This window comes from Bacillus sp. Au-Bac7 (assembly GCF_021341655.1).
Lineage (GTDB): Bacteria > Bacillota > Bacilli > Bacillales > Cytobacillaceae > Niallia.
Genome location: NZ_JAJTTG010000001.1, coordinates 414,419 through 435,102, shown reverse-complemented (window position 1 = coordinate 435,102; position 20,684 = coordinate 414,419). Strand labels below are relative to the sequence as shown.

Genomic DNA, 20,684 nt, shown 5'->3' with positions numbered 1-20,684 from the left:
ATCCTCCTTAACTATAAAAGCATAACAATGGAAAAAGGAGGGCAAGTAGAAAATGCCGCTCCTTTCCATATTACTTTTTCAGTTCTTTATTTAGTATTTCGATTGCTTTTTTCATTTGCGTATCATTCTTTTGGATTTTTTCACTTAACTTTTCCATGAGCTTAAGCGTTGTATCTCCAGTAATGACGCCATCTACCTTTAATTTTTCTTTTTCTTGGAATTCCTTCACTGCTTCCTCTGTACTTTCATCGAAATAGCCGTTCGCATTTTCAACTTTATAGCCAAGTGCATTCAGCATTTCCTGTGCAGTTTTCACTTCATTGGAATTCGAATCCAGTTTTAACTTCGTATCTGGATTAATAATCGTCAATTTTGCATAGCTTGGAAGTTCTACTTTATAGGTCGGTTCAATTCCTTTTTCATGAATCCAGCTGCCATCTGGTGTCAACCATTTATCAGTGGTGAATTTAATATTGCTTCCATCTGATAATTCAATAGCACTTTGAACAGTACCCTTACCGAAAGACTTCACTCCGACTAACGGAACGTCTGCAGACTGATTTACAGCAGCAGCAAGGATTTCAGAAGCGCTGGCGCTTCCCTCATCAATCAATACTACTAATGGCAGCTTGTTTGCATTCGTGTTTTCTGAAGCAACTTGTTCAATTTTACCATTTTTATGCTCCACTTGGAAAATAAGCTCTCCTTCAGGAATAAACAGGTTGGCTATTTCTTGAACTTGTGTCAGCAATCCGCCTGGATTTTGTCTTAAATCAAGAACAATCCCCTTCATGCCTTTCTCTTTGAACTCATTCAGTTTATCAACAAGTTCTTGGGCTGTGTCTGACGAGAAGCTTGTGATTTGAATTTCAGCTATGCCGTCATCACGAAGTTCTCCATAAACCGTCTCAATTGGAATGGTGTCCCTGACAATATCAATTTTTAACGTATCTTCACTGCCAGCTCTCTCTATTTCAAGGCTTACAGTTGTCCCTTTTTTGCCTCTTATAAGTGTGACAGCTTCAGATGAGCTCATGCCTTGCAGGCTTTTGCCATCTACAGTCAAAATATTGTCATTCGGTTTCACTCCGGCTTTTTCTGCAGGAGACCCTTTTATTGGAGACACAACAATAATGCTGTCATCCTTTTCTTGTATTTCGGCTCCAATTCCTTCAAATGAAGAAGAAATACTTTCATTAAAGCTAGATGCCTCCTCCTGGTTCATATAATCAGAATAAGGATCATCTAATGCTGTGAACATACCGTCAATGGCTCCATTCACCAAGTCTTCTGTGTCGACATCTTGATAAAATTTATCCTTTATCGTATCGTACGCAGAGTAAAGCTTAGAAAATTCGCTTCTGTCTGTACCAACCGTAACAGCTGGCTCTTCGCCAAACGCGAGTGCAACGGTTGTAATCCCTGCAGCTAATATAACCGTAAAGAAAATAAGCATGACAAAGTGAAATTTCTTTATGCGGATAAAACTGTGATCTTTATCTCCCGCTTCGTTTTCCTCATTTATGTTCTTTTCATTCTCCAAATAATTCACCACTTTCATTTGCCCTTTTGGCACCGCGATACATGCCTTTTATAATCAACAGTATCAAAAAAATTGGGTTAATTTATGACATAATTATGAATAAATTTTGAACAAATATCTTTTCTTTAGATTTTTCTAACTTGTTCAAAATATTCCTCTAATGTCCAATTGTTTTCAAAGATATCTTTTGCTGATTTTTTGCCGACATACCGGTAATGCCATGGCTCAAATTTATATTTGGTGATATCCTCTTTTCCTTTCGGATAGCGAAGAATAAACCCGTAAAGATGGGCTTTATCATGGAGCCATTTTCCTTCTTTCGTGTCTTCAAACTCTTCGGTGAGCAGGAAATCGGCACTTTCAGCAGAGATATCCATTGCAAGCCCTGTCTGATGCTCACTGTTTCCTGGATATGCGACTGCTTCTTCTGCTTTTTTCTCTCCGACCTTATCAACTTCTGCCTTAAACAGAACGGACTGACGGTCGTAGGATCGGTAACCTGACACTGCATACAGGATGACACCGTCTTTTTTTGCAGCATTGAACATTTCTTCCAAGGCAGATGCTGCTTCTTTTCTCAAATAGCTTTTTTCGATGTCTTGATCTCCAAAGGAAAACAGCACATCTGGCCTTACCATATCTTCCGGTGCATAACCATCAGGTAAACCGAAATCCTTGTTGACAAGAGAGACAGTATTCGTCGGATTTTGAATAATGTTCCGGCCGTCCACCACTTTAATGTCATTAAAAAATGCTGCTTCAAGAGTCCAAGGGATTTCCTCCTCAGAACCTTCGCTTTCTGAGTCATTTTCCTGTGTGCTGTCTGCAGTTCCTTCTTCATTTGATTGCTCTGTGTCTTTATCTCCATTCCCCGTTGTTTCTTCTGAAGCCTTATCCTTATTTAAAAAGGGAATGTGTTCTGTAATGCCATCCAGTTTACTGCACCCTGTCAAAAGGGCAGTAAGCAACAGCAGCAGCGCTAGTTTTTTCATTCTCCACCCCATATTACACTTGTACAAAAGTACGCTTATTCTTTAATTGCAGCTTCGAGTGACACCTCAATCATTTCATTGAAAGTTGTCTGTCTTTCTGAAGCTGTCGTTTCCTCTCCTGTCAAAACATGGTCACTTACAGTTAATACAGACAACGCTTTGCGGTTAAATTTAGCTGCTAATGTATAAAGTGCTGCTGATTCCATTTCAATCGCTAGAATTTGGTACTTAGCCCATTTTTCCAGCTCAGAATTATCGTTATAGAACATATCTGCCGTAAATACATTCCCGACTTTAAGAGAAAGGCCCTTTTCAATGCCTGCATCATATGCCTTTTTAAGCAGATCAAAGTTTGCTGTCGGTGCATAGTCTACGCCACCGAAAGTAATGCGGTTCATTTGCGAGTCAGTTGAAGCGCTCATTGCTAAAATGACATCGCGAACTTTAACATCCTGCTGGATAGCACCGCAAGTTCCGACTCTGATTAGATTTTGAACGTTATAGCTTGTCATTAATTCATTCACGTAAATTGCGATTGAAGGAGCTCCCATGCCTGTTCCTTGAACAGAAATTCTTTTTCCTTTATATGTACCTGTATATCCAAACATATTTCTCACTTCGTTATAGCATACCGCATTCTCCAAAAAATTCTCCGCGATATACTTTGCTCTCAAAGGATCTCCAGGAAGGAGTACCGTTTCTGCAATTTCGTTTTCTTTTGCGCCAATATGTACACTCATTTTTAAGTACCTCCATTGATAAGAACATTTCAATAAAAAAATATATTAGGAATCATTTCCATATCCTAAACATTCACTATTTGTACTATATCATATTCTAGATTTGGGATAAATACAATTAATAGCAGGATAACAAAACTTTAATCGGCAATACTAATTTTAGCTTTTCCTTTGGGTTAGGAAAACATGCTAATACACACAAGTAACTTTTAAAATTTAAATGTTGAAGGAGATATTATTATGGAAAAAAAGCATCGCAATCGAATTAACTCTCCTAAAAAAAATAATCATATACCGAAAGAAGCCATTATTGCTGAACACGAAGCACATGGCAAAGAAATGTCTGCTAGAGAAAGAAAGAACTAAAAAAAGCAGGTGTGACCAAAAACAGTCACACCTGCTTTTTTAACCTGCATATTTGTTGATTAAATGATAGAGATTCCCCTTTAAGTCTGCCAGCTCCTGCTTATGAATACGCAAGGAGACATAGCTTTCATCCATATCAAGAGCCTCTGCGAATAATCCAGACAGCCCCCTTTGTTTTCTGTCAATCTGAAGCATAACATCGAGCTCATTTTCTGTAGCTGTTAGAATGACTAATTCAACCTCATCCAGCTTACCCCTAAAAGAACCGGAGACCGGAACGAATTCAAACTCCTGCACGAATGGAAGTCGCATTCGATGTGCCCGGCCTGCCTCTTTACAGCCGCCGCTTTTCATATGAAAACCCAGCTCCTCAAAAGCGTGGAACACTCCTCTAGTGAATGGAGATGGAACGATATTAATATGGTCCACATCATTCGGGTCAATAGCTTGTTTAATATCAAGGCCTGTTGAGATCCATACTTTTGTTCTGCCTATCGTAAAGGGAATATCATATGGAAGCACACTCGAAAATGGGATAACCTTTTTCTCTTTTGCCTCAATAGTAAAGGCTCCTGCAGCAAGGAATTCTCCAATCAAGGCCGTTTGTGATTCCTTTTTATCGTCTCTTTCTATTTCGTATTGTGTATACAGTCTGACATATATGGCGTCAATATTTTGAGCAACATTGCCTCCTGTAATATTTATTTCTCCCTCTATCTGTTCACCTGGTAAATAATCGGATTTTTTCAGCACCGTATCAAGTTTTGCTGCGCCAACGCCTACACTTGCCAAGGCTTTTTTAAATATAGACATAATAATTTTTTCCTCCCGCTATTTGCAAAATGATTTTGTTGTAATCATTTACGGAAGGGATGTTATAAAAGTTTCAATTAAACTAAAAAAAAACAATAAAAAATGGCAAGAGCATTCTCCTGCCATATGAACGAAATAACCTGCTTTTATATTAAACTGTTTTTTCCAAACTTACATTCACTATTCATCCAATTCCTCATCAATAATGCATTTCTCAAGAAGATATTCAAAAGTTATGTCAGCTAATTCTTCCATTTCATCTTCTGTGGGAACGTATCCCCTTTTTAATAGCTCACGAAAGAAAAACTCAGCAATTTCCTCCGTATCTATTATTACGTCAATCTCTTTCAAGCATATCGCCCCCTTTTGTAAGAATATATGTGACATAAGGTAAAACATGCAAAGCTTTTGTACGAATTATCGGATAAATTAAAATATTTTTCAAGAAAAAAGAGACATGTTTAGAGGGCCAGGTTCATATTTATTACTATTGACACTGCAAAACCTAAAATATCGTGAATAATGGGGGAAAATACTGTGAATAAGTTCCAGCATTTAGTCGAAGCTTTTAAAGAAGATGTGAATGAAGATAACAGCAGTATTTTAGGAATATTTGACAAAGGACTCAAAGCATTGTTTTCATTAGTATTGTTCGGCTGTATTCCTTACTTCCTATACCTTATTCTCTAATCTAGTGTAGGACAAGCTTAGAGCTTTTGCTTATCATCCTTGCTGCTTAACTGTTTTAGCTTTCTAATGGTCAGTCTCATTGCATGCTCATACTCTAAATCTTCGAACATCTCATACAATAATTGATAGTCATTATATATATCAAGCAAACCATCAATCAATTCTTGCTTTTCCTTCGTGCTTTCAAGCAGCTCTTTTTCCGACTTACGGTAAGAGCTGTTAGTTTTTTGCAAGTTTACCGGTTTCTTTTTCTTATCCATTATATATAAGAGACCCAGCTTTTGAATAAAGCTGTCAGCATTTTCTGCATCTGCCACTAAAGTGAGTTCTTCTTCCCCTGCCTCAAGCCATTCTCCATCACTAACTCTTGACAGTTCATAAATGATATCTTCCCATGCATCTGATTTGTAACGCCAAATTTCTGTGCGGAAACCCATGATTTTAAAAAGATTGGATCCATAGCCTTTTACTTTGACAAGGTCACCTATAAAATAGCGATATTCAATGTCTATTTTTTCCGTATCCATCAGCTCTCCTTCGAATTCTGACAGCATCTGCAGACTGGATTCCAAATATAATCCTTCACTTTTATTCACTTCGTAGACATGCATGTCATCAAGCCACTTCACGTCTGTGATTTTGCCAACGGTTCCATAGATAGTGATGACAACAGTATCGCCAATTTTAAACTTCGGTTTTTTTCGGTTTCCCATAGTAAAAAGTCCTCTCTAAACAGATTGTGCGATATTCGGTCCGCAAAAAGCAGCACCCTTGCCCCCACAGTCATGCTTAAAGACTTAACAACTAAAGTGGGGGATTTTAATAAGAAACTACCCTTTCATAAATCCACATCTCATCTTCATCCTTTTTTTGTTCGCTGTTTTTCTTATCTGAGATAATATATGCATCATCCTTGCTAATCGCCAATACTCATGTTCTATTTCATTTCGTTTTTTTCTAAATCAGCCATTATACAGGGAATGGACGTTTTGTTAATCCAATATATGTAGCTGACAAACTATTTTAGAATACACTTTAACCAAAACACGGGTTTCATTAAAAAATGGGCAAATAAAAAAGCATTTCGCAAAAAATGCAAAATGCTAATAACGGATTTCCTTTTCTTCTTGAAACAGATACGTTTCCCAAGCTTCATCAAAGATTCTCATACTATCCAAATAATGACCATTTAGCTCTAAATAATTGCTTATTTCATCATAATCAAAGCTGTTTTTTGGGAAGCTGTGATCTAAATAAGCATGATTGGCAAAGTGACTTATGTTATCTTTTGGCTGGGGATTGCGGAATTTCATTAAAAAATGATAAAAAGATTTAGTCATCGTTCCTCTTCCTTATCCGAAATAATATACCGTATACTATACATAACAAGAAATAATGGTGCAAGCATTATTCACTTTTTATAAGACTTCCAATCTATGCCTATTTAACGCTCCTCTTGGTTCCTATTATGTTTAATTCAGAAAAGGCAGGATATAATATAGCATGGCGATATTTAAGAAAGCGGGGAAATACAGTAACTTCTATGAAAAACAAAACTTTTATTCTAGTAATTACCAGTGTATTTGGGATAGCCTTATTTTTGCTGTATTGCCTCTATCATCCCGGCAAAACAAGCTCCAGTACTAAAAACGTCTACGACAAAATAAAGGCAAGTGAACCAGTATCCTATCTTGTAATCGGAGACAGTATCGGAAGAGGTTCTGGTGCGAGCAAGGATCAGACTAAATGGTTTTATTTGCTTGAAGATAAATTATATGACAATTATGGTTCTCCATTAAAACGGAACATGATTGTTCAAAGTGGAGCCACAGCTTTTGAAGGCTTATATAAATTCAAGAATTCCAGTATCCAGAATATTGATCTAATCTTTATCGTCTTTGGAGAAAATGACCGTAAATACATGAATAATGACGTTTTTTATTATTTATACAGCCAGCTTCTTCTCCAAGTAAAAGAAAAATATCCTGCAGCTGAAATCATTACCCTTACAGAAAGCAGTTTAGATAATGAAAATTTTGCAGACGTCATCTCTAAAGTGTCTGAGGAATACCAGGCAACAAATCTTGACATGAGAATTCCATTTCGTAAATCAGGAAAAAGAGCAGAAGAATTAACGAAGGATTTGGTTCATCCAAATGATAATGGCTATCAGCTTTATGCTGAATATATTTACAAGCATTTCAACAAACAGATACAGAACAAGGAAAAGAGTACAGAACTGCCCTTGAATGACTATGCGGCTAAAGCAATCAATATGGTAACAAACAACGATTATACATTTAAAGACAGCTCTTATGTGAAAAAGCAAGGATATTATACTACTGATGATAAGGGTGCCGAACTTGGCTTTACCTTTAAGGGCACCTATCTTGGCGCAAATGTAATAAGAGGTCCGCTGGGCGGCTTAGTTGATGTCTATATCGACGATGAATTTGTAACAAGTATTTCGACATGGTGGCCATTTGAAAAACCAAGGTCTGAGTTTATTGCCGGCGGACTTCCAGATGAAACACATAAGGTAATCTTTCGCTCAACAGGTAAAGCTTCCTCCCATAACACTTCAGGGTATCACAGAGTGCAGATTTCGTCTGTGATTGTTCAAGACAAATAGTTAACATAAAAAAGGCAATCCTCTAAAACGGATTGCCCTTTTCTTTGTATTGATTAATCTTCAATCAAACAACACTTTGTATTTGCCGTAGCCTTCTTGCTCCAGATCTTCCTTTCTGATGAAACGAAGAGAGGCTGAGTTCATGCAGTATCTTAAGCCTGTTGGATCAGGGCCATCATTGAATACATGGCCAAGATGGGAATCAGATTCTTTCGTCCTAACCTCTGTCCTAACCATAAAGTGACTAGTATCTGTTTTTTCTACAAGATCTTCCTCACTAATAGGCTTAGTAAAACTCGGCCAGCCGCAGCCTGCATCATATTTGTCATTTGAACTGAACAAAGGCTTGCCAGAAATGATGTCGACATAAATACCATCAGCAAATTCGTTCCAATATTCATTATGGAAAGGAGGCTCTGTTCCATTGTTTTGAGTTACTTCATATTGAATTGGTGTCAGTTTGTCTTTTAATTCTTTTTTATTCATGCTTTTCCCCCCAGTTGTTTTTAATAAAAGCAGCTCTTCCTGAGCCTACATGATAGGCGTTATAATGCAGCGAATTTTTTTTGTAGTAATCTTGGTGATAATCCTCTGCGTCATAAAAAACAGATGCCGGAAGTATCTTCGTTGCAATCGGCTTGTTAAATTTGCCGCTTTCTCCTAATGCTTTCTTTGAAAGTTCAGCAAGTCGTTTCTGTTCTTGATTATGATAAAAAATAGCTGTTTGGTAGGATTGTCCTCGATCAAAAAACTGGCCGCCTGGGTCTGTCGGGTCAATCTGCTGCCAATATATATCAAGCAGTTTTTCGTAAGGGAACAATTCGGGATCGAATGTAATCTGGACTGCCTCATAATGACCTGTCGTTTCAGAGCAGACTTCCTTATAAGTAGGATTTTCCTTATGGCCGCCCGTATAGCCGGAAACAACAGAAATAATTCCAGGCTCCTGATCAAACGGCTTCACCATACACCAGAAACAGCCGCCGGCAAATGTTGCTTTTTCATATTGTTTTTCCATACGATACACCTCTATTCCATTTAGTATGTATACTATCTTTTCCCTATAGGGAGTGTAACAACACTTCTTTTATTAGCTTAAACAAAATCGCCTGAGAAAGCAAAAAAGAGGCTTGCTGAATAATAAAAAGGAGTGCATGCCTGCACTCCTTTTTATTATTTTCGCTTTGCTTTTATCGTTTTTTTGATACTCTTCCATTTCTTCTTCTCATCTGACTGAGCTTTTTTATTCTGCTTTCTGTCAAGATAAGCAAGTTCTCGCTTCATTTTGAAATAGCTGTTCAGGCGGCCTGACTCCAGCTCTCCGTCCTCTATTGCCTGTTTGACAGCACAATTAGCTTCCCCCGTATGACCGCAGTCTCTAAACCGGCAATTTTCAGCCAATTCCTCGATATCAGTGAAACTCTCTAAGATACCGGCACTGCTGTTCCACAGCTGCAATTCTCTCATCCCTGGTGTATCAATTAAAACACAGCCATTAGGCAGCACGAGCATCTCCCGGTAAGTTGTCGTATGACGGCCTTTGTCATCGTCTTCCCTAATTGTTTGCACCGCTTGCTTCTCATAACCTAATAAATAGTTCGTTAATGTAGATTTGCCTACACCGGAAGATCCTAAGAGGGCAATTGTTTTTTGCGGCTGCAAGTAGTCGTTCAAAAGATCAAGCCCCCGATTCTCATGGACACTTACCGCGATTACCGGCACACCGAATGCGACTGCTTCAACTAAAGCGACTGAATCCTCTACATTGTTAGAAAGCTCTGATTTAGTAAGGAGAATCACTGGATTAGCGCCGCTTTCCCATGTCAGTGTCAAATATCTTTCGATTCTGCGCAAGTTTAAATCCTCATTCAGAGAATTAACTAAGAATATCGTATCCACATTTGCTGCTACGATTTGCTCTTCTGTAGTCTGGCCAGCTGTTTTTCTTGAAAATTTACTTTTTCTCGGAAGAACTGCCATTATCGTGCCTTTTCCTTCATTAAGCCGCGGCAGCACAGCGACCCAATCTCCTACTGCAGGATAGTCCTCTCTTCCGACAGCTTCAAAGGAAAGTTTTCCTGACACCTCACACAATAGCTCGCCGAATTCCGTAAAAATCCGGTAAATCCTCTTATGCTCTAATGCAACCCGACCTGCAATAATACCCTCTTTATTTAAGTGCGCTAATGCGCTTTTTAGCTCTTCATTGAACCCGATTTTATTTAAATCCATTTTAATCCTCCATTTTTTTTGCATAATAAAAAACCATAAGCACGTACAGCCCATGGTTTTCACATGCATTCAAATGCAGAATGTAATTCACTTACTTCATAAAGTAAGCGTAGGGCTGTACGATATATGCAATTGCCTTATTTACACTGATTAACTTTTTCATCGTACATCACCCTTTCCGTTATAATTAGTTATAGTATATACCATTTTTTTCTTTTTGTACATATAATTTCCGATTAGAAGATTATTTTTTAGATAGGCACTGTATCATTCGCTTTGCATAAGATGAAGCAAATTGAGCAAATAGGAGTGATACTATGAATAAACAAGGAGACAGCTTTCCCATTCATGAAGCGGGCATGTACAATCTGTTAAGCGATTATTATAAGTATACAAATCCTGAACTTCATATTTACTATTACCAAAAACATCTTCAAAGCCTGAAAATGGCACTTCCGCAAAACATAACAGCAGATACGGAAAGGCAAGCAGAATACGGCAAAATCCGCTTTATCCATGCATCTGTTCAAAAGCCAGCTGTTGATATTTTCATCAATGGAGTAAAAATATTTAAAGAGGTACCCTTTAAAAGCACTACAAATGATATGACCCTGCCAGTAGGCCGCTATCAAATAGACATTTATGAAACAGGGAAGATGGTTGATTCGCTCTGCAGCCAAAAAATCCTTGTAGAAAGTAACATCTATCATACTATTACCTTTTTAGAATCTGCCAATCAATATTTAAAGCTTTACTCCTACCGGGAAGATCCTTTTGTGCATGCAGCTGAAACAAAACTGCGTTTCATTCATCTTCATCCAAAATTGCCAGCATTAAATATTGCTGTCCAAAAAGGAGATGTTGTTTTTCCTGGTTTACACTTGAAGGCATCTACTTCTTACTTAGGGCTATACCCGATGACTGTCTATTTAGAAGCGCGAGATGCAGACACAAATAGACAAATTGCAACTCTTCCTCCTTTAACATTAAAGGAAAACAAAGCGTATTCTGCTTTGATTCTTGAAGGTTCCTCAGAGGAAGCTCCCACAGATATCTTGCTTATATCTATATAAAAAAGGCAGAATATCCATTCTGCCTTTTTACAATTGATTATTCCGTTGGCAAGAGCAAGTTGAAGCGAATTCGATTGTTTTCCAAATCAAATTCCTCTACTTCCGCCGCCATACCGTCGCCGATTTTCATATTAGTAAGATGCACATCAATAGTCTCATCATCGGGATTAATATTAACCCATGATGGAAGCTTATACTGATTCTCAATAAATTTCATTACATAGGAAACGGGAAGAGACAGCTGTCCGATACTGATCGATTTCTGTCTTAATGTAAGGTCCCCATTGTCCAATGGAATTGGTTCAAATGTAAGCTTCATTTCTATATCACTGCTAAAGATCGGCAAATAGCCAAAAAGCTCTACTTCGTCATTAAGATTTACTTCATAATGAACAGGCCCATTTAAGCCTTCTTTTTCCAAATAATTGTTGATAAGCAAAGTTAAGTCTTCTTTATTTGTTGTCACTTGAAACGGAATAACATCTTCGTTCTGTGAATCCACCCTGTCTGCCGATTTGTCAGCAGGTAAAAACACAAGGGTGACAAGGACTAACAGGATAATTATATTGATGGTTGCTAATATTAAAAAAGCTGTTTTCCATTTTTTCTTAAACAAACTCATTCTCCTCTGTTTTCTCTATTCAAGCGCTTCATTGCTAATATTTCCCCAATCGCCTCTTCTTTTACTGTCTGATAAATTTCGTCAGCAATCAATTTATAGCCTTTATCGTTCGGATGAAAATAGTCTGTATAAAGAAGGTTTTCAGATGAATCAGCAAAAATGTGTTCAATGGGCACAAAATAAGTATTGTTATATAGAGTAAGAATATTTTCTCCCGACATATTCCATTCTGTCACAATATCATTCATTTCATCCACGTCAGAAAACCATTTTGTAAAGGGATTATATACACCAACGAGGACTATCGCAGCTTCTTGATTATCTTTGCGAATTTCCTTCAGTATATTATAAAGATTCGTCTCAAATGTCTTCATTTGCCCTGTAAAATCATCGAGCTGCAAATTTGAGATATGATCGCGAACAACTTTCATAATATCATTGCCGCCTATTGTTAAAACAACCATATCTGCATCTCTGATGGAATTCTTGACTTCATCAGATTTAATTTTTTTGAGCAGCTGGTCTGTCCGATTGCCTTTAACACCAAAGTTGCTGATAGTGACGTTCCCTACTCCCTCTTCCTGCTTAAATAGTTGCTGCAGATAAGGGACATAGCCGCCTTTGCCAGTACTGTCACCAACACCCTGTGTCAAGGAATCACCGGCTGCGACAACATTCAAGTCCTCCGATATAAAGCTTTCTGGGACTTCCTGCTTCATGGCTACAACCGTTTCTTTCGAATCATTCCTATGAAAGGAAGTGTTGGTTGTACAAGAAGTAAGCAAAAAAAGCGTTATAATTGAAATCAGTAAGGTAAATGGTCTCATTGGCTAACACCTACCTTTATTGCATTTTTAATCATTATAACATATGGATAAAAGAATGGTTTTTACATTTTTATCCTTCTACCATTAGGCCAAAACTATGCAAATACTTTTTGCCTTTATTGAAAAAAGACCTATTCATTAGGCCTTATATTGTTTTACAGAATGAATGATAGGTAAAAAATAGCTAAACCATTTAGTATGTATGATTGAATAGGCATTTGAAAACAAGCACTTAACTATATAGTGGGATATAAACCTTAAAAGTTGTACCCTTGCCTTTTTCACTTTCGACTTCAATCTTGCCTTTCATTTGTTCAATCATTTGATAGCTGACCATCAATCCCATGCCAGTACCCTTTTCTTTTAAGGAATAAAAAGCTGTTCCTAGTCTGCCTAATTCCTCTTCTGTCATTCCAATACCCGTGTCCTTAATTTCAAAAACCCCAAAACCAGCTTTTTTGTATAAACACACGCTTAACACACCTCCGTTAAGCATGGATTCTATTCCATTTTTAAGAATATTGATCAGCACTTGCTTCAATTCACTGCTGTTTGCGCGTATATAAACCTGCTGGATGTCACGTTCAAAAGTAATGCTTTTCGACATCAATGCATAAGAATGCATTAAGTCAATTACCTTCATGATTAAATCTTCTCCATCGACTTTTTCACTTTGTTCAATTCCAGGCTTCGCTAAAGATAAGTAATCATTAATAATTGTCTCTGCTCTGTTCATTTCTTCAATCATAAGTTTTATGTACATTCGTTCCTCTTCACTAATATGTTCTTTAGCAAGAAATATCTGCAGGAAACCTTTAACAACAGTCATTGGATTTCTTATTTCATGGGCTACAGAGGCTGCTAATTGGCCAATCGCATTCATTTTTTCCGCACGCTGCAGCTCCCGGTGGATTTTCGTGTAGTTCATAATATTGTCCATCTCGTTTAAAGCTTCTTCTACTGAATTCAGCTCAATATCCCGAGACAATGTCCCTAATTCTTTCGAGGTTTTAGAAAGTCTTGTAAAAAGCATAGCAAGCTTTCTAACCATTTCGTTAAGACTGTCGCTGATTGCCCTTATATCGGATGCATGATGGCTGTTTAGCTCCACTTCCAAATTGCCGCTGCTAATCTCCTTAAGTCCCCATATTACCTCTTTTAAAGGCAATAGAAGCTTGCTGATTGCTCTTTTCGTATAGATAAACAGAAGTGCAGCCAAAAACAAGAATAGAACCACAAGCCACAATGACAGCTTGTGAATGCTGCTAAACAAACTATCTGCTGAAATATCCATTCCTATCGCGCCGATAACATTCATGCGCTCGTCTGTTATAGGTATGAATGCAGTATAAATATGGCTGCCATTCTCCTTGCGGAAGCCGCTGTAATCCGGAATTTTTATTAGAGGAATTTTGCTCGTTAACGCTGCACTGCTTGATGTGAAATAGGCTCCATCTTGTTGAAGGACTGACCATTCCTTGCAGGAGGAAGCTTCGTCATATATACAAATATATGTTTGAAGCACTTTTTCTTGTTGGAATGTATAGCTCGATAAGAGGTGTTCCTTATCATCATCACTCATAGAGCCGCTGGCGTAAAACTCCCCATCCGTTAAATGGTGTGCTGCAAAGTTTAACAGACTGTCCGTGTGTTCAGAGACAGCTTTCTTCCACTCATGAGAAGTGATGACATAGATGGATATTATTGCAGCAATTAACAGGAAAAAAGGCATACAAAAAGAGAATAATTGAATTTTATTTAAAAGAGGAAATTGCTTCACTTTTTTCATCATGTTACCCACCAAATCCTTTTAATTCCTTTTTCTAGAAATATAACTAAAAGAATTCGACAGAATTAAACGAAATTCCTCTTATTCCGCTAACTTTTTTTATGAAAGAAGGAGACGTTTAATTGTCCCCTTTCATTTTAGCGAGTTGCTCCTCATATAAATTTCTTAATATATAGACTTTATATAACTCTAATTTTCTTTGTTCTTGTGGATGCCGGTTCAACCCTAACTCTTTTAATCGGGCAACATACCAGCCTTTTGAACCATAATATGCCATTATTCTCTCCCCCTTAAAAAAAGATCCCCTTTACACTATATGTTAATAGGTTATTTCCTATGACCTAAAGCTGTGTACAAAAAAAAGAGATTGATTAATATCAATCTCTAAAAAAAGCTATTCCGCATAATAGCTAAAACCTAAAGCTCCTTGACCTGTGTGTGTGCTAATAACAGGTGTTGTGAAATCAATTTCTATTTTATTAAACCCTGAAACTTTTTCGATTGCATCTGAAAGCATTTTCGCATAATCAAGGCTGTCGGCATGAGTTATGCCTACTCTTTTAATCGTTTTCCCAAAGCATTCCTCCGCGAACGCATTTGCTAAGAACTTTACTGCCTGTGCTCTGCTTCGCACTTTTGTAACGGGTGTGTATACTCCGTCTTCCAAGGAGGCGATCGGCTTAATGTTTAAGAGTGAACCTATAAAGGCTTTTCCTTTACCAATCCTTCCACCTTTAATTAGGTTTTCAAGGGTATCGACGACAACAAATAATTTAGTATGCTTTTTGACATGCTGAATTTTTGCTAATATGTCCTCTTTATCGACACCGTTTTGTGCCATCATAGCAGCCTCAATAACTTGGAAGGATAAGGCTTTAGAAATATACTCAGAATCAATTACGGTAACATCTGCCTCTGTTAGTGCTGCAGCGCTTCTTGCAGAGTCAACTGTTCCGCTCATTCCTCCAGTCATATGGATGGAAATAACCGTATATCCTTCGTCTGCCAATTTATTATACGTTTCAAGAAAAACTCCCACTGGAGGTTGGGATGTTTTCGGAAGATTTTCTGCTTCCTTCATTTTTTGAATAAATTCTGCTGGGTTTATATCTACTCTATCTAAAAAGGTTTCTCCGTTTATTGATATTGATAACGGGATTACTTCAATGTCATATTTTTCAATTAATTCTGATGCCAAATCTGCCGTTGAGTCTGTAACAATTTTAATCTTTTTCATTTCACACTTCCCTTAGTAAAAATCTTGCCTTTTGTAAAGCGTTTTCTTAAACTAAAATTATACATCATTAGTCCTATAAATGGCAAGCAGAATCCTAAACTGGCAATCTGGCAATAAAACACCGTCTACAACTATATAAAAAAACCCCTAATGGAATCAGGGGTTTCTCTAAAAACTGTTAACGCCTTTATACAAGCAAGTTAAACAGGTTTGAATCCTTATTCAGCTCTGTATACGGAAAGCCTTTCAGATCCATTCTTTCAATAAGTCCTTTATAGTCTTCTCTGTGCTTCAGCTCCAAGCCGACTAATGCTGGACCATTTTCTTTATTGTTCTTTTTGATATATTCAAATCTTGTTATATCATCATCAGGACCGAGAACCTCATCAAGAAATTCCCTAAGTGCTCCTGCTCTTTGCGGGAAGTTAACGATGAAATGGTACAACAGCCCTTCATATAATAATGATCTTTCCTTAATGTCCTGCATTCTGTCAATATCATTATTTCCGCCGCTTATAACAACAACAACATTCTTGCCTTTAATCTTGTCCTTATATAAGTCCAACGCTGCGACAGGAAGCGCTCCGGCTGGCTCTGCTACGATTGCGTGCTCATTATAAAGAGAAAGAATCGAAGTACATACCTTTCCTTCCGGAACGAGCAGGATATCCTCGAGCAGCTGTTTACATACATCATAGCTTTTCTCCCCAACACGCTTAACAGCAGCACCGTCAACAAACTTATTAATTTTATCTAGTGTAATAACTTTGCGCTGCAGAACCGATTCTTTCATCGAAGGTGCTCCGGCAGGTTCGACACCGATCATTTTTGTCCCAGGTGAAACACCTTTAATATAAGTGCTTAACCCTGCCATCAGCCCGCCACCGCCGATGCTTGCAAACACATAATCGACAGGCTCCTCGATGTCATTCATGATTTCAATGCCTACCGTTCCTTGACCTGCAATGACATGCTCATCATTGAACGGATGGATGAACGCTCTTTCTTCCTGTGTTGCACATGCGACTGCTTCTTCATAGGAGTCATCAAACGTATCACCTACAAGAACGACCTCTACATTACTTTTCCCGAACATCTTCACCTGCGTTACTTTTTGTTTCGGTGTTGTTGCAGGCATAAAGATTTTCCCGTGCACACCTAAATATCTGCAGGCATATGCCACTCCTTGTGCATGGTTGCCAGCACTCGCACAGACTACTCCATTTTTCATCTTTTCTTTTTCCTGCATGACCATAGAATAAAAGGCCCCTCTTAATTTAAAGGAACGCACATGTTGTAAGTCTTCTCTTTTCAGATAGATATTACAATCATATTTTTCTGACAATCTATGATTTTTTTGTAAAGGAGTATGGGCCACTATGTCTTTAATTCGCTGGTACGCAATCAGAATATCCTCCAACTGCACCGTTTTTTTCATTACATTTTGTTCCATATCCACACCCTCATTTCACAGCTTTTAATTTGTACATTATAACATGTCAGAGAAGGAAATCCATCATAATAATTCTAAATTTTTTGTTTTTTCTCTACAAATCAATCGTTGGAATCAGAAAATTTTTATGATTTAAAATACATGTCAAATAGCAATAATGCTAAAATATAGACATCCTGATCGTCATTAACCGTTATTGTATGAACACCACTGACTAGATTGTTTCTTTTGATGCTGCCGACAACTTTATTGTCACACATCATTTTAGCTTCTCCATTGATTGTTCTTGAAGTGATGGTGAATCCTTCCTCACCTAACGTTCCTCTCATGGATTCCTTCAGATGAACAGCATTTTTCAAGTTAAAAACAGTCGCTGCTTTTCCGAACAATTTTCCATTTTTATAAATAAGCCAGCTTTCATTGTTTGCCAGTAATTTCTCCCGCTCCCATTCTACGCTATACACATTGTCACCAATCGAAAGTCTAAAGGATAAATACCATGGCGCTTTTCCTTCTATACAGCTGTCTACTACTCTGTGCCAGCGCTTTGTAAATAGGCGCTGATAGACACCCTTTTGCTCTCTTCCTTTAAATAGAGGTTTTGGTGTGTGCAGAAATTTTTGTAGCACATAAATAGACCAGTTCTCTGTGTTAGCCGGTATATAAGCCTGTTCCTTTTTGGAAAGAATGTTCGCAACGATATACAGCACAACAGCAGCAACTAAGGAGAGCGATGCTATCATAATCGTTGTCACATCAATCTGTCCGATGATAAAATACCTGACGACAGTACCAGAGAGTATTAGGAAAAACAGAATATATAAATGCAGCAAAGCATTTCCCCTCCTTATCTCTTCTTTATGTACGAGTCAAGTAAGCTTTTAGTTTCCATTTTATTGCTTCATTTGTTTTAATTGCTTCAATCCAGTAAAATAAACAAGAAGGAGGGATCGAATGAAATTCTCTGTAAAAGAAGAAATTGCTAACAGCATCACCCATGGAATCGGCTTACTATTAAGTATTCCAGCGCTTGTTTTTTTAATTGTTAATGCAGCTGAAACAGAAAATCCGTGGAGGATTGTCAGCTTTTCGATTTTCGGTACGACCATGCTGCTCCTGTATCTATGCTCGACTCTTCTTCACAGCACAACATATGAAAAACTGAAGGATTTTTTTGAAATCCTGGACCATTCTGCCATCTATTTGCTCATCGCAGGGACATACACACCCTTTTTGCTTGTAGCTATTAGAGGACCCCTTGGCTGGACATTATTCGGAATTGTTTGGGGACTTGCTGTTGCCGGAATTGTCTTTAAATGTTACTTTGTGAAAAAGTTTATTGTCGCATCCACCATCTTGTATGTTATTATGGGCTGGCTGATTGTTTCAGCGATAGTTCCTTTATTTCAGGCTATCGGAACACAAGGTGCGGTGCTGCTCGTAATTGGCGGTATCCTTTACACAATCGGCAGCATCTTTTATGTACTGCAAAAGACACCTTACTTCCATGCGATCTGGCATGTTTTCGTCTTAGCTGGAAGCTCGTTCATGTATTTTTGTATCTTATTTTATGTATAAAAAAACCAAATCAGCAGCTGATTTGGTTTTTTTCTTAGCTTTTTCGTTCATATACAAGGAAGCGGTAATCATAATCATTCTGTTCATTTCTAATCCCTTTTTCTTCACTGATAACACGCCATTCATTCCAGTCAATTTCGGGGAAATAAGTATCTGCCTCAAATTCACCACTGATTTCCGTTATGTACATTCTGTCTGTAATTTCAAGCGTTTCTTTAAATATTTCTGAGCCGCCAATAATAAAGATTTCCTCATCCTTCGTTGCCTGCCAACTATTGAATTCAGCAATGGAATACAGAACGGTACAGCCTTCACAAGAATAGTGCTTGTCTCTTGTCAGTATAACGTTTTCGCGATTAGGCAGATTCCGCCCGATAGAATCCCGCGTTTTTCTACCCATGACTATAGGATGTCCTGTTGTTACTTTCTTGAAGTACTTTAAATCTTCCGGCAGATGCCAAGGCATTTGGTTATTAAACCCTATTGCCTGCTTGTCATCCATCGCTACGATCATGGAAATCATACACTTACCACTCCTTTAATATGAGGATGTGCTTCATAGTTAACTATTTCAAAATCTTCATATTTGAATGAGAATATATCTTTCACATCTTTATTCATCACAAGCTGCGGCAGCGGCTTTGGTTCTCTAGTAAGCTGAAGCTCAACTTGCTCGATATGATTATTGTAAATATGAACATCACCGAACGTATGAATAAACTCTCCAACCTCAAGGTCACATACTTGGGCAATCATATAAGTCAAAAGTGCATAGGACGCAATATTAAACGGCACCCCTAAAAAGACGTCAGCAGAACGCTGATACAGCTGACATGAAAGCTTTCCGTCAGCTACATAAAATTGAAACAGACAATGACATGGCGGCAATGCCATATCAGGTATGTCCCCGACATTCCATGCACTGACTATCATCCTGCGAGAATCAGGATTGTTCTTAATTGTGTGAATTAATTCAGCTATCTGATCTATTGTGCTGCCGTCGCGTGCGGTCCATGATCTCCACTGATGTCCATACACAGGGCCAAGATTTCCGTCCTCATCTGCCCACTCATTCCAAATTCGCACATTATTGTCCTGTAAATATTTAATATTCGTATCTCCATTTAAGAACCACAACAGCTCATGAATAATCGAACGCAAGTGGAGCTTCTTTGTCGTAATCAGCGGAAATCCTTCTGCCAAATCGAAACGCATTTGATATCCAAATGTACTGACTGTGCCAGTTCCCGTGCGGTCCTCTTTCTTTGTTCCCGTCGTCAAGACATGCCTGCATAGATCTAAATATTGCTTCATTTATTCAACATCCTTTTCCTGCTAAAATTTCTTAGTTAATGCTGGCAATCTGTTTGTAAGTTAAAGGTGCCAGCTCCTTTAATGTTTCCTTCGTTGAACCGCCCAAATAATACATGGCAAAGGTTTCGGCAAAATATTCCTCTGGATAGTTCAAAAAATATTGGCTGTACGGAAACAGCGTTGCTTTCTCCTTATTCCAAGCAGCGGTAAAAGCTTCCGTTTTACTATAATAATTCAAAACCTTATAGTCAATGGAATGGGCAAGCTCATGAAACTCCAAATTAACGGAGCCATGCCCGCTGCCCTTTGGGCTCGCTCCAATTTTTACAAGCACTGTTTGGCCGCCGCCGATTCCTGGGACATCATCCCACGTTTTTTCGGACCGATAGCCTCTTGGTACAATTCCGGCAAACTGTTGTGCCGTTGGATTATCTGTCAGCTTCCCCGTAAACAGCTTCACTTTTATGCCTTTTTTCTCGATTTTCTGCAGAAGTGACTGCGGCAGTCTATTTATACGTTTCGCAATTGCTGCTGCTTCTTTCTGGTCAAAGGCTGGTTTTGGCAGCAAAATAATATTTTGCAGGTTCGTTTGTTCAGATTGAGTCAGCTCTCCCTTAATAATGGACTGAACTGGAAAATCCTTTAGAAATATGCCATCTATGTCTTGTTGAGAATTCCCCATAAGGAAGGAGACTATGCCAATCATAAAAAACGGCATAAATCTTCTTATATGCTTCATCCTTTTCTCCCCATCTTTCTTGCGATGTCTATACATTATGTTTG

At 38.1% G+C, this 20,684-nt stretch carries 25 protein-coding genes; 5 read left to right on the top strand and 20 right to left on the bottom strand.

Annotated elements, in window-relative coordinates:
• Positions 1 to 70: 70 nt before the first annotated feature.
• The 3 genes from LXM54_RS02310 to deoD form a co-directional block, all read right to left on the bottom strand.
• Entirely contained in the window at positions 71 to 1,561 is a 1,491-nt protein-coding gene (locus LXM54_RS02310) for a S41 family peptidase (RefSeq protein ID WP_282581396.1), read from the bottom strand.
• Between the two features lie 107 nt (positions 1,562 to 1,668).
• Positions 1,669 to 2,535 carry a M15 family metallopeptidase gene (locus tag LXM54_RS02305; RefSeq protein ID WP_233313484.1) on the bottom strand — a complete coding sequence of 289 codons (867 nt, stop codon included), beginning with the start codon at positions 2,533 to 2,535 and terminating at the stop codon, positions 1,669 to 1,671.
• Between the two features lie 35 nt (positions 2,536 to 2,570).
• The gene (gene deoD / locus LXM54_RS02300; protein ID WP_233313483.1) at positions 2,571 to 3,275 is read right to left on the bottom strand and encodes a purine-nucleoside phosphorylase; all 705 of its coding nucleotides are present in this window, start codon (positions 3,273 to 3,275) and stop codon (positions 2,571 to 2,573) included.
• A 240-nt stretch (positions 3,276 to 3,515) separates the two neighbouring features.
• Between deoD and LXM54_RS27850 the strand changes: the two genes are divergently transcribed.
• Positions 3,516 to 3,641 (top strand): hypothetical protein, encoded by a 126-nt coding sequence (locus LXM54_RS27850; RefSeq protein WP_267913268.1) that lies wholly within the window; start codon positions 3,516 to 3,518, stop codon positions 3,639 to 3,641.
• A 39-nt stretch (positions 3,642 to 3,680) separates the two neighbouring features.
• On the opposite strand, the gene LXM54_RS02295 is transcribed toward LXM54_RS27850, so the two are convergent.
• Positions 3,681 to 4,454, bottom strand: a complete 774-nt coding sequence (locus tag LXM54_RS02295) for a sporulation protein (protein WP_233313482.1) — start codon at positions 4,452 to 4,454, stop codon at positions 3,681 to 3,683.
• Between the two features lie 180 nt (positions 4,455 to 4,634).
• The gene (locus tag LXM54_RS02290; protein ID WP_233313481.1) at positions 4,635 to 4,805 is read right to left on the bottom strand and encodes a YozD family protein; all 171 of its coding nucleotides are present in this window, start codon (positions 4,803 to 4,805) and stop codon (positions 4,635 to 4,637) included.
• 186 nt (positions 4,806 to 4,991) lie between these two features.
• On the opposite strand from LXM54_RS02290, the gene LXM54_RS02285 reads away from it, so the two are divergent.
• Complete coding sequence (locus LXM54_RS02285; RefSeq protein WP_233313480.1) at positions 4,992 to 5,144, top strand: hypothetical protein; 153 nt, start codon at positions 4,992 to 4,994, stop codon at positions 5,142 to 5,144.
• Between the two features lie 17 nt (positions 5,145 to 5,161).
• On the opposite strand, the gene LXM54_RS02280 is transcribed toward LXM54_RS02285, so the two are convergent.
• Both LXM54_RS02280 and LXM54_RS02275 read right to left on the bottom strand, forming a co-directional pair.
• Entirely contained in the window at positions 5,162 to 5,857 is a 696-nt protein-coding gene (locus LXM54_RS02280) for a hypothetical protein (RefSeq protein ID WP_233313479.1), read from the bottom strand.
• Positions 5,858 to 6,247: 390 nt separating this feature from the next.
• Positions 6,248 to 6,484: a YozE family protein gene (locus tag LXM54_RS02275; protein ID WP_233313478.1), complete on the bottom strand. Its 237-nt coding sequence runs from the start codon at positions 6,482 to 6,484 to the stop codon at positions 6,248 to 6,250.
• Between the two features lie 203 nt (positions 6,485 to 6,687).
• Between LXM54_RS02275 and LXM54_RS02270 the strand changes: the two genes are divergently transcribed.
• Positions 6,688 to 7,776 carry an SGNH/GDSL hydrolase family protein gene (locus LXM54_RS02270; RefSeq protein WP_233313477.1) on the top strand — a complete coding sequence of 363 codons (1,089 nt, stop codon included), beginning with the start codon at positions 6,688 to 6,690 and terminating at the stop codon, positions 7,774 to 7,776.
• Between the two features lie 60 nt (positions 7,777 to 7,836).
• On the opposite strand, the gene msrB is transcribed toward LXM54_RS02270, so the two are convergent.
• The 3 genes from msrB to rsgA form a co-directional block, all read right to left on the bottom strand.
• Positions 7,837 to 8,262: a peptide-methionine (R)-S-oxide reductase MsrB gene (gene msrB / locus LXM54_RS02265; protein WP_233313476.1), complete on the bottom strand. Its 426-nt coding sequence runs from the start codon at positions 8,260 to 8,262 to the stop codon at positions 7,837 to 7,839.
• Positions 8,255 to 8,794, bottom strand: coding sequence for a peptide-methionine (S)-S-oxide reductase MsrA (msrA, locus tag LXM54_RS02260; RefSeq protein ID WP_233313475.1), 540 nt, complete (start codon positions 8,792 to 8,794; stop codon positions 8,255 to 8,257). Before msrA ends, msrB begins: the two co-directional genes overlap by 8 nt.
• Positions 8,795 to 8,949: 155 nt before the next feature.
• Complete coding sequence (gene rsgA, locus LXM54_RS02255; RefSeq protein WP_233313474.1) at positions 8,950 to 10,008, bottom strand: ribosome small subunit-dependent GTPase A; 1,059 nt, start codon at positions 10,006 to 10,008, stop codon at positions 8,950 to 8,952.
• Between the two features lie 317 nt (positions 10,009 to 10,325).
• On the opposite strand from rsgA, the gene LXM54_RS02250 reads away from it, so the two are divergent.
• A complete protein-coding gene (locus LXM54_RS02250; protein ID WP_233313473.1) occupies positions 10,326 to 11,081 on the top strand; it encodes a DUF4397 domain-containing protein in 756 nt (251 codons plus the stop codon).
• 37 nt (positions 11,082 to 11,118) lie between these two features.
• Here LXM54_RS02250 and LXM54_RS02245 read toward each other — a convergent pair whose 3' ends face one another.
• From LXM54_RS02245 to LXM54_RS02215, 7 genes are all read right to left on the bottom strand, one after another.
• A complete protein-coding gene (locus LXM54_RS02245; protein ID WP_233313472.1) occupies positions 11,119 to 11,697 on the bottom strand; it encodes a YpmS family protein in 579 nt (192 codons plus the stop codon).
• A 2-nt stretch (positions 11,698 to 11,699) separates the two neighbouring features.
• Positions 11,700 to 12,530: an SGNH/GDSL hydrolase family protein gene (locus LXM54_RS02240; protein WP_233313471.1), complete on the bottom strand. Its 831-nt coding sequence runs from the start codon at positions 12,528 to 12,530 to the stop codon at positions 11,700 to 11,702.
• Between the two features lie 232 nt (positions 12,531 to 12,762).
• Positions 12,763 to 14,322, bottom strand: coding sequence for an ATP-binding protein (locus LXM54_RS02235; protein ID WP_233313470.1), 1,560 nt, complete (start codon positions 14,320 to 14,322; stop codon positions 12,763 to 12,765).
• A gap of 115 nt (positions 14,323 to 14,437) precedes the next feature.
• Positions 14,438 to 14,596 (bottom strand): YflJ family protein, encoded by a 159-nt coding sequence (locus tag LXM54_RS02230; RefSeq protein WP_233313469.1) that lies wholly within the window; start codon positions 14,594 to 14,596, stop codon positions 14,438 to 14,440.
• A gap of 117 nt (positions 14,597 to 14,713) precedes the next feature.
• Complete coding sequence (locus LXM54_RS02225; RefSeq protein ID WP_233313468.1) at positions 14,714 to 15,556, bottom strand: DegV family protein; 843 nt, start codon at positions 15,554 to 15,556, stop codon at positions 14,714 to 14,716.
• A gap of 187 nt (positions 15,557 to 15,743) precedes the next feature.
• Entirely contained in the window at positions 15,744 to 17,009 is a 1,266-nt protein-coding gene (ilvA, locus tag LXM54_RS02220) for a threonine ammonia-lyase IlvA (protein WP_233313467.1), read from the bottom strand.
• A 125-nt stretch (positions 17,010 to 17,134) separates the two neighbouring features.
• Positions 17,135 to 17,842 (bottom strand): tubby C-terminal domain-like protein, encoded by a 708-nt coding sequence (locus LXM54_RS02215; RefSeq protein ID WP_233313466.1) that lies wholly within the window; start codon positions 17,840 to 17,842, stop codon positions 17,135 to 17,137.
• A 121-nt stretch (positions 17,843 to 17,963) separates the two neighbouring features.
• Here LXM54_RS02215 and trhA point away from each other — a divergent pair, with 121 nt between their 5' ends.
• Complete coding sequence (gene trhA, locus LXM54_RS02210; protein WP_233313465.1) at positions 17,964 to 18,587, top strand: PAQR family membrane homeostasis protein TrhA; 624 nt, start codon at positions 17,964 to 17,966, stop codon at positions 18,585 to 18,587.
• A gap of 34 nt (positions 18,588 to 18,621) precedes the next feature.
• Here trhA and LXM54_RS02205 read toward each other — a convergent pair whose 3' ends face one another.
• The 3 genes from LXM54_RS02205 to LXM54_RS02195 are packed head-to-tail and all read right to left on the bottom strand — an operon-like array spanning position 18,622 to position 20,640.
• Positions 18,622 to 19,110, bottom strand: coding sequence for a dihydrofolate reductase (locus LXM54_RS02205; RefSeq protein ID WP_233313464.1), 489 nt, complete (start codon positions 19,108 to 19,110; stop codon positions 18,622 to 18,624).
• Complete coding sequence (locus LXM54_RS02200; RefSeq protein WP_233313463.1) at positions 19,107 to 19,901, bottom strand: thymidylate synthase; 795 nt, start codon at positions 19,899 to 19,901, stop codon at positions 19,107 to 19,109. Before LXM54_RS02200 ends, LXM54_RS02205 begins: the two co-directional genes overlap by 4 nt.
• A gap of 31 nt (positions 19,902 to 19,932) precedes the next feature.
• Positions 19,933 to 20,640, bottom strand: a complete 708-nt coding sequence (locus LXM54_RS02195) for an anthrax toxin lethal factor-related metalloendopeptidase (protein ID WP_233313462.1) — start codon at positions 20,638 to 20,640, stop codon at positions 19,933 to 19,935.
• Positions 20,641 to 20,684 lie beyond the last annotated feature (44 nt).